The sequence below is a fragment of the Thiorhodococcus minor genome (assembly GCF_010820565.1).
GTDB lineage: Bacteria > Pseudomonadota > Gammaproteobacteria > Chromatiales > Chromatiaceae > Thiorhodococcus > Thiorhodococcus minor.
The window spans coordinates 1-13843 of record NZ_JAAIJQ010000113.1; the positions used below are offsets into that span (position 1 = coordinate 1).

The 13843-nt window shown below is 64.8% G+C and carries 16 protein-coding genes; 10 read left to right on the forward strand and 6 right to left on the reverse strand.

Going from position 1 to position 13843, the window contains the following annotated elements; translation table 11 throughout:
• The first annotated feature begins 532 nt into the window (after nt 1-532).
• Nucleotides 533-1738 (forward strand): ammonium transporter, encoded by a 1206-nt coding sequence (locus G3446_RS23530; protein ID WP_164455913.1) that lies wholly within the window; start codon nt 533-535, stop codon nt 1736-1738.
• On the opposite strand, the gene G3446_RS23535 is transcribed toward G3446_RS23530, so the two are convergent.
• The 5 genes from G3446_RS23535 to exbB all read right to left on the reverse strand — a co-directional run bounded on the left by G3446_RS23535 (nt 1739) and on the right by exbB (nt 4915).
• Nucleotides 1739-2041 carry a TusE/DsrC/DsvC family sulfur relay protein gene (locus tag G3446_RS23535; protein WP_164455915.1) on the reverse strand — a complete coding sequence of 101 codons (303 nt, stop codon included), beginning with the start codon at nt 2039-2041 and terminating at the stop codon, nt 1739-1741.
• A gap of 228 nt (nt 2042-2269) precedes the next feature.
• Nucleotides 2270-3046, reverse strand: a complete 777-nt coding sequence (locus G3446_RS23540; protein ID WP_164455917.1) for a DUF3050 domain-containing protein — start codon at nt 3044-3046, stop codon at nt 2270-2272.
• Between the two features lie 128 nt (nt 3047-3174).
• A complete protein-coding gene (locus tag G3446_RS23545) occupies nt 3175-4122 on the reverse strand; it encodes an energy transducer TonB (RefSeq protein WP_164455919.1) in 948 nt (315 codons plus the stop codon).
• Nucleotides 4119-4484, reverse strand: coding sequence for a TonB system transport protein ExbD (gene exbD, locus G3446_RS23550; RefSeq protein WP_245232716.1), 366 nt, complete (start codon nt 4482-4484; stop codon nt 4119-4121). The genes G3446_RS23545 and exbD overlap by 4 nt, the downstream gene beginning before the upstream one ends.
• A 5-nt stretch (nt 4485-4489) precedes the next feature.
• The gene (exbB, locus tag G3446_RS23555) at nt 4490-4915 is read right to left on the reverse strand and encodes a TonB-system energizer ExbB (RefSeq protein ID WP_164455923.1); all 426 of its coding nucleotides are present in this window, start codon (nt 4913-4915) and stop codon (nt 4490-4492) included.
• Between the two features lie 42 nt (nt 4916-4957).
• Between exbB and G3446_RS23560 the strand changes: the two genes are divergently transcribed.
• Together G3446_RS23560 and G3446_RS23565 are read left to right on the forward strand one after the other, a co-directional pair.
• Nucleotides 4958-5659: a sulfite exporter TauE/SafE family protein gene (locus G3446_RS23560; protein WP_164455925.1), complete on the forward strand. Its 702-nt coding sequence runs from the start codon at nt 4958-4960 to the stop codon at nt 5657-5659.
• Nucleotides 5660-5714: 55 nt separating this feature from the next.
• The gene (locus tag G3446_RS23565; RefSeq protein WP_342450209.1) at nt 5715-6596 is read left to right on the forward strand and encodes a sigma 54-interacting transcriptional regulator; all 882 of its coding nucleotides are present in this window, start codon (nt 5715-5717) and stop codon (nt 6594-6596) included.
• Nucleotides 6597-6781: 185 nt separating this feature from the next.
• On the opposite strand, the gene G3446_RS23570 is transcribed toward G3446_RS23565, so the two are convergent.
• Nucleotides 6782-7552 (reverse strand): hypothetical protein, encoded by a 771-nt coding sequence (locus G3446_RS23570; protein WP_245232717.1) that lies wholly within the window; start codon nt 7550-7552, stop codon nt 6782-6784.
• Between the two features lie 147 nt (nt 7553-7699).
• On the opposite strand from G3446_RS23570, the gene G3446_RS23575 reads away from it, so the two are divergent.
• The 7 genes from G3446_RS23575 to rluB all read left to right on the forward strand — a co-directional run bounded on the left by G3446_RS23575 (nt 7700) and on the right by rluB (nt 13795).
• Nucleotides 7700-8575: a PHP domain-containing protein gene (locus G3446_RS23575; protein WP_164455927.1), complete on the forward strand. Its 876-nt coding sequence runs from the start codon at nt 7700-7702 to the stop codon at nt 8573-8575.
• Between the two features lie 10 nt (nt 8576-8585).
• Nucleotides 8586-9209, forward strand: coding sequence for an L-threonylcarbamoyladenylate synthase (locus tag G3446_RS23580; RefSeq protein ID WP_164455928.1), 624 nt, complete (start codon nt 8586-8588; stop codon nt 9207-9209).
• Nucleotides 9209-9880, forward strand: a complete 672-nt coding sequence (locus tag G3446_RS23585; protein ID WP_164455930.1) for a site-2 protease family protein — start codon at nt 9209-9211, stop codon at nt 9878-9880. The genes G3446_RS23580 and G3446_RS23585 overlap by 1 nt, the downstream gene beginning before the upstream one ends.
• Before the next feature lie 18 nt (nt 9881-9898).
• Nucleotides 9899-11116 (forward strand): tryptophan--tRNA ligase, encoded by a 1218-nt coding sequence (locus tag G3446_RS23590; RefSeq protein WP_164455931.1) that lies wholly within the window; start codon nt 9899-9901, stop codon nt 11114-11116.
• Nucleotides 11117-11175: 59 nt separating this feature from the next.
• On the forward strand, nt 11176-12117 hold the full coding sequence (locus tag G3446_RS23595) for a segregation and condensation protein A (RefSeq protein WP_164455933.1): 942 nt from the start codon (nt 11176-11178) through the stop codon (nt 12115-12117).
• Nucleotides 12098-12706, forward strand: coding sequence for an SMC-Scp complex subunit ScpB (gene scpB / locus G3446_RS23600; protein ID WP_164455935.1), 609 nt, complete (start codon nt 12098-12100; stop codon nt 12704-12706). Before G3446_RS23595 ends, scpB begins: the two co-directional genes overlap by 20 nt.
• Nucleotides 12707-12886: 180 nt before the next feature.
• The gene (rluB, locus tag G3446_RS23605; protein ID WP_164455937.1) at nt 12887-13795 is read left to right on the forward strand and encodes a 23S rRNA pseudouridine(2605) synthase RluB; all 909 of its coding nucleotides are present in this window, start codon (nt 12887-12889) and stop codon (nt 13793-13795) included.
• Nucleotides 13796-13843: the final 48 nt, after the last annotated feature.

Here is a 13843-nt window from a genome sequence, read left to right on the forward strand (position 1 = left end):
TCTTCGGTGTTGAGACTGATAGCGTTGCAACGCTTCATCGGCATGCTCCTACAAGGTTCCTGTGAAGACGCATTATTGTAACATAATCATAGCTTTAGGCGCTAAGTCCATGGCATTGCTGCTAACCCTGTCCCAGACTTGTGCGCCCGTCTCCTTCGCATGGGCCAATGCCGGCCGGCTCCCAGGGATTAGGAGAAGAGGGCGGGGGAATGATGTGTGTCACATGGTGGTGCGAGTGGTTTGTTTGCTGCTCGATATTGGTGCGTCTGAGGGGTGCCGGCTGCGCCGTCGCCGTTGGCGAGCTGTCTTGGCGTGAGGCTGAGCCTGGGACGAACGCAGCTCCCGCAGGCCGCAGGATCAGCCTCTTCATTGGCGATCGCGACTGCCGATCAGTGCACTAAACCGCGACCGACGCCGAGGCCCGGATGCCATGCCTAGTGGTTGCAGGCTGGGTCGCGCCGCGCTTGTCATCGCTTGGCCCGAGACCTGCTTACCGGGTCGCACCAATTTTGGTCAAGCGAGAACAAGAAGTATGGAATCACTGCAGGCAGGTACCGATGTCCTATTCATTCTCATCGGTGCCGTCATGGTGCTGGCGATGCACGCCGGCTTTGCGTTCCTCGAGGTCGGGACTGTCCGGGCGAAGAACCAGGTCAATGCCCTGGCGAAGATCATGAGCGATTTCGCGATCTCGACCATCGCCTATTTTTTCATCGGCTACAGCCTGGCCTATGGCATCGATTTCTTCTCGGGCGCCCAGGCGCTGCAAGACAAGAACGGCTACGAGCTGGTCAAGTTCTTCTTCCTGCTGACGTTCGCGGCGGCCATCCCGGCCATCATCTCCGGCGGCATCGCCGAGCGTGCGCGCTTCTATCCACAGCTGCTGGCCTCCTTCGTCATCGTTTCGCTCGTCTACCCCTTGTTCGAGGGCATGACCTGGAACGGCAACCTGGGGATGCAGGCGTTCATCGAAGGCCTGTTCGGTCTTCCCTTCCATGATTTCGCCGGCTCCGTGGTGGTGCACGCCGTGGGTGGCTGGATCGCGCTCGCCGCGGTGCTGCTGCTCGGCCCGCGTGCTGGCCGCTATCGCAAGGACGGCGGCATGACGGGGCATCCGCCGTCGTCCATCCCCTTCCTGTCGCTTGGCGCCTGGACGCTGACGGTGGGCTGGTTCGGCTTCAATGTGATGTCCGCTCAGACGGTCGAGGCCGTCAGCGGTCTGGTCGCGCTCAATTCGCTGATGGCGATGGTGGGCGGGATTCTGGCTGCGCTGCTGGCGGGCAAGAACGACCCTGGCTTCCTGCACAATGGTCCGCTCGCCGGGCTGGTTGCGGTCTGTGCGGGATCCGATCTGATGCATCCCATTGGTGCATTGATCACCGGCGGCGTCGCCGGCGTGATCTTCGTCTACGCCTTCACGCTGACGCAGAATAAGTGGCGCATCGACGACGTGCTGGGTGTCTGGCCGCTGCATGGCCTGTGCGGGCTCTGGGGTGGTCTCGCGGCGGGTATCTTCGGGCTCGAGGCGCTTGGCGGAATGGGCGGCGTCAGCTTCATGTCCCAGCTAGTCGGCAGCTTGATCGGCGTCGCCTTCGCGCTGGTCGGTGGCTTCGCCGTCTACGGGCTGATCAAGCTGTTGATCGGGCTGCGTCTGAGCGAAGAGCAAGAGTACGTTGGCGCCGACCTCAGCATCCATAAGATCACGGCGCAGCCCGACTACAACAGGGGCGAGGTCTGATCAGACGCAGCCCGTTGGCTTCGGCAGGCCGCCCCATTTGCAGATGAGCTTCATGGGGCCCTTCTTGAAGATGTCGTAGAGCTGTTTGGTCGACACCTTCTGCTTCTTTGCGAAAATCCGGATCGGAGGCACGACGCCATCCTCCTCATACATGGCGCGTGCCTCCTTGATGAAGTGCATCACCTGCTCCGTCATTTCGAAGTCGTCCGAGCGCGCGAGCTCGACGGCGATCTCCTCGCTCCAGTCATCTCGGTCGAGCAAGAACCCTTCGTTATCTAACGGGACGGATACGGCTGCGGTCATCTGTTCTTCCTCCGAAATTTACTATGTGGCGAATTACCGATGCATAGCCAAGCATGGAGGCGAGGAATAACTTATCAAGACACGGGGTTTTCGGCGTCACTGCAATCGCCGTTGCGACATCCTCGGCGGTTGGGCTTGGGTACTGGCTGGGTACTGGCTGGGAATTGCCACTCGGCTGGACCCCGCGCAGGGGTTGCCGAGTGAGTGATCGGGGAGGGCGCCGCCGCTTCAGCCTCGGGCGGCCTGAATCGCCTCGAGTACGCCATCCCAGAAGCGGATGCGCGCGCACAGGGCCTCTTCCGCGGCGGTCTCCGCCTCCTCGATGCGTTTCGGGTCGTCGCCGCACAGTGTTTCGAGGAGCTTGAGCGAGAGTGGGCCGTGGAAGTCCTCGTCGAGATGAATGTGGCGGCTGAGGTAGGCATGGAAGGTCGGTGCCTGCTCGGCGTCGATGCCCATCCGATCGAGGAGCTGCCGGAACATGGCGGGGATGAGGTTCTCGCGGCCAAGGGCTAGGGCTGCTGCCACCAGGTGCGGCTTGTCTTCCCGAATGAAGCAGAAGGTCGTCTCCGTGAAGTAGCGGGCGGGCAGGGGCACGATGTCCGAATACAGGGCCTTGTCGATGCCCTGCTCGGCGACCAGCTCGAGGAAGCGCAGTGGCATGTCCGCGTTCGCGCCGATCTCGCTCATGGCGCGCCGATAGAGCTCGAAGTGACTGGCGTAGAGCGTCTCGCCGGAGTCGAGCGGGATGGCATCAGACTCTTCCTCCAGGGTGAGCTGATTGATGAAGTAGCGCAGGCTGGGGTCGGAGGTCGGTGTCCAGGGCACCTGAACCGGCGCGATCGCACGCTGCAGATACTTGATCAGGGACATGAAATCCCAGACCGAGAAGACATGGTGCTGCATGAAGGTTCGGAGATCTTCGACGCTCTGAATCGCGCCATAGATCGCGTGCGCTTCGAGCTGCGCGCGCAGCGGCTCCAAGTGGTCCAGGTTGAGTGCGGCCATGTCTGTCTGTCCTCGTCGTTCAGTATTTCAGTCGATGCTGAAGCAATGATACCCAAGGTGTGATTCGGTGGCGCCCATTTCCATCCTCGCCTGGGTCACACTGCTCGATTTCGGTGCGTGCTTCGGGCTCATTTGAGATCGAACCGGATTGGCACGCGCAGCGCCCAGCTGCTCCGGCCAAGCGACTTCGGGATGGGCTTGAAGCGGCCGAGTCGATACATCGCCTGTAGCGCGGCCTGGTCGAGCGCATGATGCCCAGATGATGTCGCAATGCGGATCCGACTCAGGCTGCCGTCGCCTTGAATGGTGAAGGCGACCATCGCCGTGCCGGTTTCGCGCTTGCGCCGCGCGCTCATGGGATAGCGCTGCTGGCGGCTGATGGCGCGCTGCAGCGCCGCGAGATAGGCGCGCTCATCCGCAGCCTTGGTGGCCCGCGACGAGCCGCTCTTGCCTGGACCTCCGCTGCCGGCTGCCTGCCCCTTGGATTGTGATCCCGCCCGGTTGGAGGCCATCTCTCGCCGCTGTTGGCTCGGCGCTCGCGCTGGCTTCGATGCCTTGGGCGAGGCTGTGCGCTTGAGTGTCCGCGCCGGCTTGGGCGTGGGTTTCCGCTCGGGCTTGGCGACCGGCTTGGTCTTGGTCTTGGTCTCTTTTCTCGGCTTCGGCTTCGGCTTGGCGACCGGCGTTGTCTTTGGCTTCGGTGGGGGCTCTGGCGCGACGGGGGGCGTCGGCTGTGGGGCCGCGCGCGTCACTTGCTCTGGCTCTGGCAGCGTTGGCGGGACAGGGGGTGGTGGCTGCTCTTGCGGCTCGGCGGTTCTTGGCTCCGGCTCCTCGGGGGTGGGCGCGGGTGTTTCGGGTGTGGGGCTGGAAAGGCTTTGCGGCTCGGTTGCCGGCGCGGATGCGTCGGCGACGAACATGGCGAGATCCAGCGCGACGGGCGCGTCTCCGGCACCCGGCCCGCCTTGCGGCAGGCTGGCTGCCCTGAAGCCGAAGACGGCCGCCGCGATCGCCGCGTGAATGGCCGCGGAGAGGAGCAGGCCGCCCCAGACGCAGCGCCAACAGGGTCGCGTGTGGATCATGAGCGCTGCGTCAAGATGCTGAGCCGCTCGAGCTGGCGTGCCTTGAGCTCGTCGATGATGGCGACGAAGCGGTCGAATCGGGTCGCTGCGTCCACCCTGAGCACGACGGGCGTATCGCTGCTCAGGCCGTCGAGCTGGCTGGTGAGCTGCTCCAGGCTCAAGGGCTCGGCGTCGACATAGAGGTTGCCATCGGCGTCGATCGCGATCTCGAGCCGCCTTTCCGCGTCCTGCTGGGCCTGCTCCTTGGATTCCGGCAAGCGAATCTCGAGGCGTCCCTCGCTGATGAAGGTCGCGGTGGTCAGGACGATGGCCAGCAGCACCAGCATGATGTCGATGAAGGGGATGACATTTATCTGATCCATGCGCTTCATGGGCGGCGCCCCTTGCGCCAGCGCGCCTTGAGCACCTCGGTACGTCTCAGCAGGGCGTTGTAGAAGATCAATGAGGGGATGGCGACCACTAGACCCAGAGCGGTCGCCTTGAGCGCGAGCGCCAGTCCGATCATCATGGTGGTGGTCTCGATCACGCCGCTTTGCCCGATGTCATAGAAGGCGATGAGGATGCCGAGCACAGTGCCCAGTAGCCCGACATAGGGGGCGTTGGCGCCGATGGTGGCGATCGCCGTGAGGTGCCTGGTCAGCGCGAGGTCCAAGTCCTCCGCGTCGTCGAAGCTCGTCAGGTCCAAGCGGGCGAAGTAGAGGTAGCGCTCGATGACGAAGGCGATCATTACGAAGCTCATGAAACCCAGCAGGCCCATGACACCGAAGTCCAAGTTCGCCTTCAGAAACTCCACCGGATCCTCCCCTCAGCTCTGTTCGTCGTTCTTGCCGCGCCGATGAGTCCGGCCTACGCCTTGGCGTTCTTGGTCGGACTCTTGAGCGCGCTGCACTGTATCGGCATGTGCGGCGGGATCGCGGGCGCCATCAGCTATTCGCTGCCGCCGGCCGTGCGCAGCCGGCCATCAAGCTACGTCAGCTACCAGCTGCTGTTCAACCTCGGGCGAATCTTGACCTACTGTGTCGCGGGTGCCGCCTTCGGCTCGCTGGGCGCGGGGCTGGCTCAGCTCTCGACGCTCGGCTGGCTGGAGGAGGTGATGCGGCTGGTCGCGGCAAGCGTGCTGATCGGCATCGGACTCTACATTGGCGGCTGGCTGCCGGGATTCGCCGTCGTCGAGCGGGTCGGGCTGCCGCTGTGGCGGCGCCTGGAGCCGGCACGGCAGCGTCTGCTGCCGGTCCGAAGTCCGCTCGGCGCACTCTTGGTCGGACTGATCTGGGGCTGGATTCCCTGTGGACTCGTCTACAGCATACTGATCGGGGCCCCGGCTCAGGGCGGCTGGCTCGCGGGCGCTGGCTACATGGCCGCCTTCGGTCTCGGGACACTGCCGGTGGTGCTCGGAACCGGGCTGCTGGCTGGACGCCTGGGCTTGCTGGCACGCGACCGGCGCCTGCAGGCCCTGGCCGGAATCGCGCTGATCGGCTTGGCCCTGTTTACGCTTTACTACCAAGGATACAATCAGGATCTCGCGCCCCCTGCCTGATCGAGATCGACCTCGGGGAATCCTGCGCCGTTCACAGCAGTATGGAAGTCGCACCGTGAAGACTGAGCTCATCGGAAAATCGCCCGCCTTCTCGCGTCTTATGAATGCGGCCCGGATGGTGGCCGCAACGGATGTTAGCGTCTTGCTGCTCGGCGAGCCTGGCAGCGGCAAGTCCAGTCTGGCGCGCGATATCCACACCGCGAGTCCGCGCCGCAAGGATCGCTTCCTGGAGTTTGCTTGCACCGGCGCGCCCGAAGGCGACCTGGCGGCCTGCGTCGCCGGGATGGAGGCGCAGCGCGCGACCCTCTATCTGAGCGAGGTCTCGGAGCTGGCGACCAATGACCAGGCGCGCTTGCTGAATCTGCTGGCGCGCCAGGATTCCGCGGCGCGGTCCGCGCAGCTGCGGATCATCGCCGGCAGCACTCGTGACCTCAATGCGCTCGTCCAAGAGGGCCGTTTCAGACGCGATCTCTATCAGCGCCTCTGCGTCGTTCCGCTGGAGGTTGCGCCCCTTCGCGAGCGGGTCTTGGATATCCCCCTGCTCACGGAGCATTTCATGGTGCTCGCGGCCTCGCGCCACGGGCTGGATGCGCCTTCGCTGAAGGCGGGCGCCGAGCGGCTGCTGCGTCGCTACCACTGGCCGGGCAATCTGCGGGAGCTGGGGAATCTGTGCGAGCGGCTCGTCATCTTGCTGCCCGGCGCGGAGATCGGCCCCGAGAACCTGCCGCGCGAGGTGCGCCGCGGGGACGTGAGCGCGGAGACCGCGCCCGGCTTCGAGCTGCCGCCGCAGGGGATCGACCTCAACAGCCTGGAGGCCGAGCTGATTCGGCAAGCCCTGTCGCTCGCCGGCGGAAACAAGAGCCGTGCCGCCCGTCTGCTCGGACTGACCCGGGATACGCTCCTCTACCGTTTGCAGAAGCACCTGATTCCGGGCTGACCGCACCCGGCAGCCCAGGGCTGAGGGCTCGAGTCGCGCAGGTGCGAAGGCGCGAAGAGAGGCGAGGGTTGGCCGATAGGCACCTCTTGCCCGCTAGGTGAAGGGAAAAGAATCCGCCGTGCAGCCCGATACCTCGCGACCCTTGTTGTCATCCTGGTCCGGCCTCCGCGCCGTCGGGGCGGATCTCAGTGCAGTTTTTGACCCACGCACCAGACGTCGAAGTAGCGTTGCATGACCTCGCGGACTTGAAGCGGATAGTCCAGCGACTCCATCTGCCCCATGCCCTCGCGGAAGAAATCCGGGGCATCCTCGCGCAAATGCTCGACGACTGACTGGAAGGCTTCCTCCATCAGCGCCGGTTGGTGGCTGCGGGTGGCGACGATGGCGCGATTGAGCAGGAGTACGCGCCAGGGCCGCTCCGGGCTGCTCGATTCCAGCTCCAGGGCGCGCTCGATCCCGATGCCGTTCATCACCTCGCTCAGCAGCCCGAACAGCTCGGCCAGCTCCGTGGGCGATTTTAGGCCATTGGCGATGTGGGCGGCGGCGTTGACCACCGGCTCGGGGTGCTGAAGCTCGGCGCCGCGGCGCAGCAGCCAACAGGCCAAGGGCAGGCAGAGCTGCTCCACATGCTCGGCGTGATGGGGCAGATTGAGCTGGGCCGCGAGGTCGGAGAGCTGCGTCAGCAGTCGCAGTCCGTGCTCGAGCAGGACCTCGGGGTCCGAGCCCGTCGACTTCTGCAGCCGCTCCGAGAACTGGGCGGGCGGGCCGGCATCTGCGGCGCGCATGGTGTCGATGAGCCGCCGCATGCCTTCCAGGAGGACACGGGGCTCCGGGCCTTCCGCGTCCAGCGCCTCGTCGTAGGCATGCTCGAGGTCGTCACTGATGTCATCGAGCCGATCGGCGATGTAACTGATGTCGATGGGGGGAAGCGCCTTGCCCATAGTGGTCCTCAGCATCGGCGAGCGGGCGCCTGGCCTTGCGTCTCGGCGCCATCGGGCGGATTCAATGATCGAGCGGGCTCACTGAAGGATAGCAACCGAGCTGGCCTCCGTCTTGCGTATTCACCTATCACGCCATCATCGGCGTTCAGTTAAACTATGCAGATGAAACCCACCCCTGACTTGCACACCCACTCCACGGCCTCGGACGGCACCCTCTCGCCAACCGAGCTGCTGCAGCGCGCCGCGTCGGCGGGCGTGGAGGTGCTCGCGCTGACCGATCACGACACGACCGACGGCTTGAGCGAGGCTAGCGTAGCGGCGCGTCAGGTCGGCGTCCATTTGATCCCTGGTGTCGAGATCTCGGTGACCTGGGGTGGGCGTACCATCCATGTCGTCGGACTGCATCTCGATCCTGCCGCTCCCGCCCTGCAGGCCGGCCTTGACCGCCTGATGGCTTTTCGTGCCTGGCGTGCCGAGGAGATCGGCCGCAGGTTGGCCAAGCGCGGCATCGAGGGTGCCTATGAAGGCGCCAAGGCCCTCTCCAACGGGAAGCTCATCGGGCGCACGCACTTCGCGCGCTTCCTGGTCAGTCGCCGTCTGGCTGCAGATACCGGCGATGTCTTCAAGCGTTTCTTGACCACTGGCAAACCTGGGCACGTCTCCGGCCAGTGGGCAACGCTGGAGGAGGCCGTCACCTGGATCCGTGGTGCAGGTGGCCAGGCGGTGATCGCCCACCCGGCCCGTTACAAGCAGACTCGGACCCGGATGCAGGCTTTGCTCGGCGAGTTTCGCGAGCTGGGCGGGGCTGGCGTGGAGGTCCTGAGTGGCAGCCACAGCCGCGACGACGCCTTCACCTTCGCCCGTCACGCCCGCGAGCAGCGCCTGATGGCATCCGCTGGGTCTGACTATCATGGTCCAGAGAGCCCTTGGGTCGAGCTTGGGCGCCTCGCCCGGCTGCCGGACGGTTGTGCTCCGATCTGGCGCGACTGGCCAGAGATGGCGGAGTCGGCGCCTGCGCTCAGGGCGGCTGCAGGCTGAAGAGGCAAGGATGGCACAGTTCTTTCAGATTCACCCGGAGAACCCCCAGCCGCGGCTCGTGCGCCGCGCCGTGGAGATCCTCTTGGAAGGGGGCGTGGTCGTCTATCCGACCGACTCCTCCTACGCACTCGGCTGTCAGCTCGGTGAGAAGTCCGCGATGGAGCGCATCCGCCGCATTCGTCGGGTGGACGACAAGCACAACTTCACCCTGGTCTGTCGCGACCTCTCGGAGATCACCACCTACGCGAAGATCGACAACCAGGCCTTCCGTCTGCTCAAGACCCTGACGCCCGCCCCCTATACCTTCATCCACGAGGCGACCAAGCAGGTGCCGCGGCGCCTGCAGCACCCCAAGCGCAAGACCATCGGCATCCGCGTGCCCGACAACGAGATCTGCCGCGCCCTGCTCGGCGAGCTGGATCAGCCGATCCTCAGCACCACGCTGATCCTCCCGGACGACGCGCTCCCGCTGACCGACCCCTACGAGATGCGCGAGATCCTGGACAAGCACGTCGACCTGGTGATCGATGGCGGCTTCTGCGGCATGGAGCCGACCACGGTCGTCAACATGACGCTCGACCCCCCCGCGGTCGAGCGCAAGGGCAAGGGCGACGTCACCCTGTTCGAGGAATAATGCAAGCCCTCAATCACATTCAGCTCCTCGCCATCCTGGCAATTCCCGTCTTGCTCGCCATCACCGTCCATGAGGCCGCGCACGGCTGGGTCGCGAGCCGGCTCGGCGACAAGACGGCCATGATGCTCGGTCGCGTCACCTTCAATCCGATCAGGCACGTGGATCCGGTGGGGACCATAGTCGTCCCTGTCTTGACCTTCATGCTGGCCGGCTTTCTGTTCGGCTGGGCGAAGCCGGTGCCTGTGAATTGGCGCAATCTCAAGCACCCGAGGCGTGATATGGCCTTGGTCGCCGTCGCCGGTCCAGGCGCCAATCTGCTGATGGCCATCGGCTGGGCCCTGCTGATCCAGGTCGGTCTGCTGCTGCTCGACAGCACTCAGTGGGTGGCCTTGCCCTTGATCTATTCGGGCGCGGCCGGCGTCCTGATCAACGTCTTCCTCATGGTGCTGAATCTCTTCCCGCTGTTGCCGCTGGACGGTGGACGTGTGCTCAACGCCATGCTGCCGCCGCGAATGGCGTACTATTTTTCGCGACTCGAGCCCTTTGGACTCATCATTCTGGTCGCGCTCCTGGTCACCGGGCTGCTGGGCTCCATCTTGCTGCCTTTGGTCATAGGTACCGTTGGGCTGCTGCCGGGCTCAGGGATCGTGAAAGAGCTCTTTTTCGTCTGACACGAGGTCTTCAAAACCTTGAATTCCGTTTCTTCTCAGAACGCGCGTGTGCTCTCCGGCATGCGCCCAACCGGTCAGCTGCATCTCGGCCACTACCATGGTGTTCTCAAGAACTGGCTCGAGCTCCAGCACGAGTACGAGTGCTTCTTCTTCGTTGCCGATTGGCACGCGCTGACCACCCATTACGAAGACCCGAGCATCATCCCGGACAGCTCCCGAGAGATGGTGATCGACTGGCTGGCCGCTGGTATCAATCCGGGCTCCGCCACCCTCTTCGTCCAGTCGCGTGTGCCCGAGCACGCCGAGCTGCACCTGCTGCTGTCCATGATCACGCCGCTCGGCTGGCTGGAGCGCGTGCCCACCTACAAGGATCAGCAGGAGAAGCTCAAGGAGCTGGACCTCTCGACCTATGGCTTCCTCGGCTATCCGCTGCTGCAGAGCGCGGACATCCTCATGTACAAGGCTGGGCAAGTGCCCGTGGGTGAGGACCAGGTCGCGCACGTCGAGCTGACCCGCGAGGTGGCCCGGCGCTTCAATCACATCTATGGCCGCGAGCCGGGCTTCGAGGAGAAGGCCGAGGCGGCCAAGAAGAAGATGGGCAAGAAGAACGCCAAGCTCTTCGACTCGCTCAAGCGGCGCTATCAGGAGCAGGGCGATCAGGAGGCGCTGGAGGTCGCGCGTGCGCTCCTCGACGGGCAGGGCAACATCACCTTGGCGGACCGCGAGCGGCTGTTCGGCTACCTTGAGGGCGGCGGACGCATCATCCTGCCAGAGCCGCAGGCGCTGCTCACCCAGGCGTCGAAGATGCCTGGTCTGGACGGTCAGAAGATGTCGAAGTCCTACAACAACACCATTTCGCTGCGCGACGATCCAGCAGAGGTCGAAAAGACGCTGCGGACCATGCCGACCGACCCGGCGCGCGTGCGGCGTACGGATCCGGGTGATCCGGAGAAGTGCCCGGTGTGGCAGTTCCATCAAGTCTATTCCAGCGACGAGGTGTGCGACTGGGTCCAGGAGGGCTGTCGCTCGGCGGGGATCGGCTGTCTCGAGTGCAAGCGCCCGGTCATCGATGGCGTGCTCGCCGAGCTGGTCCCCATCCAGGAGCGCGCGAAGGAGTACGAGGCACAGCCGGACCTGGTTCGCAGCATCATGAACGAGGGCTGCGAGCGGGCGCGTGACGTGGCGCGCGAGACCATCGATGAGGTCCGCCACGCCATGTCGCTGGTGATGGTCTGAGCACGCCTTGATCCGCTCTTCAGCAGGTGTGTCGGTGGGCCGGATGGCGCTGAACGGGAATGGATGACGGGGCCGCAGAGCGCGACTTGGGCGAGGAGGGGGCCGACTCTGGCGCCCCAGGCTTGGCGGAGCCCGTTGATCCTACTGTGTCCGAGCAAGTGGTGCTGGGGGATGGCGGCGCCGGTGCTCAGCAGGAATTGCATTTTGCAGTGGTTCAGGGGGCCCCGCTCTTGGCGCTACCGCAGGACCTCTATATTCCGCCCGACGCCCTGGAGGTGTTCCTCGACGCCTTCGAGGGTCCGCTGGACCTGCTGCTCTACCTCATCAAGCGCCAGAACCTGGATATCCTGGATATCCCCATCGCGCAGATCACCGATCAGTACATGGAGTACGTCGAGATGATGCGTGAGATGCGTTTGGAGCTGGCCGCCGAGTATCTGGTGATGGCCGCCATGTTGGCGGAGATCAAATCGCGCATGCTGCTGCCCCGTGCGCCTTCCGAGGACGAAGACGACGTGGATCCGCGTGCCGAGCTGATCCGGCGTCTTCAGGAGTACGAGCGCTTCAAGCAGGCGGCGGAAGACATCGATGCCCTGCCGCGACTGGAGCGCGATGTCTTTCCGGTGCAGGTCGGAATTCCCCCGGGCCACATCCAGCGTAAGCCGCCGGACGTCGATCTGCCCGAGCTGCTGATGGCGCTGCGCGGCGTGCTCGCGCGCGCCGAGCTCTTCACCAGCCACAAGGTCGAGAAGGAGTCGCTGTCGCTGCGCGAGCGGATGTCGCAGGTGATGGATCGCTTGAGAAGCGGCGGCTTCAGCCCCTTCGTCGACCTTTTCGATTTCACCGAGGGGCGGGCGGGGGCCGTCGTGACCTTCCTCGCCCTGCTCGAGCTCATCAAGTCGAGCATCATCGAGCTGGCGCAATCCGAGCCCTTTGCCCCTATCCACGTGCGGCTTCGCGAAGCGCGACAGCCTGAGGCCCATGACAGCACCGCCGCTTAAATTCATCGTCGAGGGCGCCCTCGTCGCGGCCGGTGGACCTGTTACCATCGACCAGCTCCTCGGCCTCTTCGGCGAGGAGGAGCGCCCAGAGCGTGCCGACATCGCGCAGTTGGTGCGGGAGCTGGCGGATGATTACGCCTCGCGCGGTATCGAGATCGCCGAGGTCGCCGGTGGCTATCGCGTCCAGGTGCGTGCCAGTGTGGCACCCTGGGTCGCGCGGCTCTGGGACGAAAAGGCGCCGCGCTACTCGCGGGCACTCCTCGAGACCCTGTCCTTGATCGCCTACCGTCAGCCGATTACGCGCGGCGAGATCGAGGAGATCCGTGGCGTAGCCGTTAGCACCAACATCATCAAGACGCTAACCGAGCGCGAGTGGGTCCGAGTCGTCGGCCATCGCGACGTTCCGGGACGCCCCGCGCTCTATGCCACCACGCGGAAGTTCCTGGACTATTTCGGTCTGCGCTCGTTGAACGATCTGCCGCCGCTCGCGGAGATCCGCGATCCGGATTCCTTCCTCGGGGACGAGCTCGCGCTGAACGATCCGGATCAGGACGCGCCGAGCGAGCAGGCTAGGACCCAAGATCCATGAGCCTGAAAGCCGCAATCGAACCGCAAAGGCGCGAAGAGCGCGAAGGATTTCAATGCGTTGTGCAGTCGATTTTGCTCATCCGGCGGGTGAGCGTTTGGCGCCGAGCAATCCATCTGTTCTTGGCGACCTTTGGGTCTTTGCGGTTCGAATTGCCCAATCTAGGATGACCTGAGCCCACTTATGCGAAAGCCCCATCACCGCGGGAAGAAATCCGCTCCATCCGGCGAGCCCGTCCGATTGCAGAAACTCCTGGCGGAGGCCGGCTTGGGATCGCGCCGCGAGATCGAGAGCTGGATCGCGGACGGTCGCGTGCGCGTCAACGGCGAGATCGCCAAGCTCGGCGATCGCGCGACGCCGGTCGATCGGGTTCGGGTCGACGGTCGCGATGTGCGTCTTCGCACGCGCAAGAAGGAGGCCCTCCCGCAAGTCATCGCCTATCACAAACCGGAAGGCGAGCTGGTGACGCGCCGAGATCCGGAGGAGCGCCCGACCGTCTTTCGCCGGCTGCCACGCCCCAAAGAGGGCCGCTGGATCGCCGTCGGCCGCTTGGACATCAATACCTCGGGGCTGATCCTCTTCACCACCGACGGCGAGCTGGCGAATCGTCTGATGCACCCCTCGGGGGAGATCGAGCGCGAGTACGCCGTGCGCATCCTGGGTGAGGTCGCGCCGACCACCCTCGACCTCCTCCGCGAAGGCATCTCGCTCGAGGATGGCCCGGCCAAGTTCGACGACATCAGCGAGCGCGGCGGCAGCGGCGCCAACCACTGGTACCACGTCGTCCTGCGCGAGGGACGCAACCGCGAAGTCCGCCGCCTCTGGGAGGCCGCCGGCTGCACCGTCAGCCGCCTCATCCGCGTGCGCTACGGCAGTGTCGAGCTGGGGCGGAGGCTCTTTCCGGGCAACTGGCGTGGGTTGACGGATGACGAGACGGGGACGCTGATGGAACTTGCAGGTCTGCAGCGGGCGCTGCGGCGTCCGGCGCGAGCGTCGAATCGGGGGAAGGGCCCCCAGCGGGAATCGGTAGCGGGAGATAGCTCAGAAAAGGCCAAATGGGGCAGTGCGGCCTGGCAAGGCCGCGTGTTCTAGCGGGTGTGACTCCCGCCTGGGTAATCGTGCGCCGCGAGCCCAGTATCG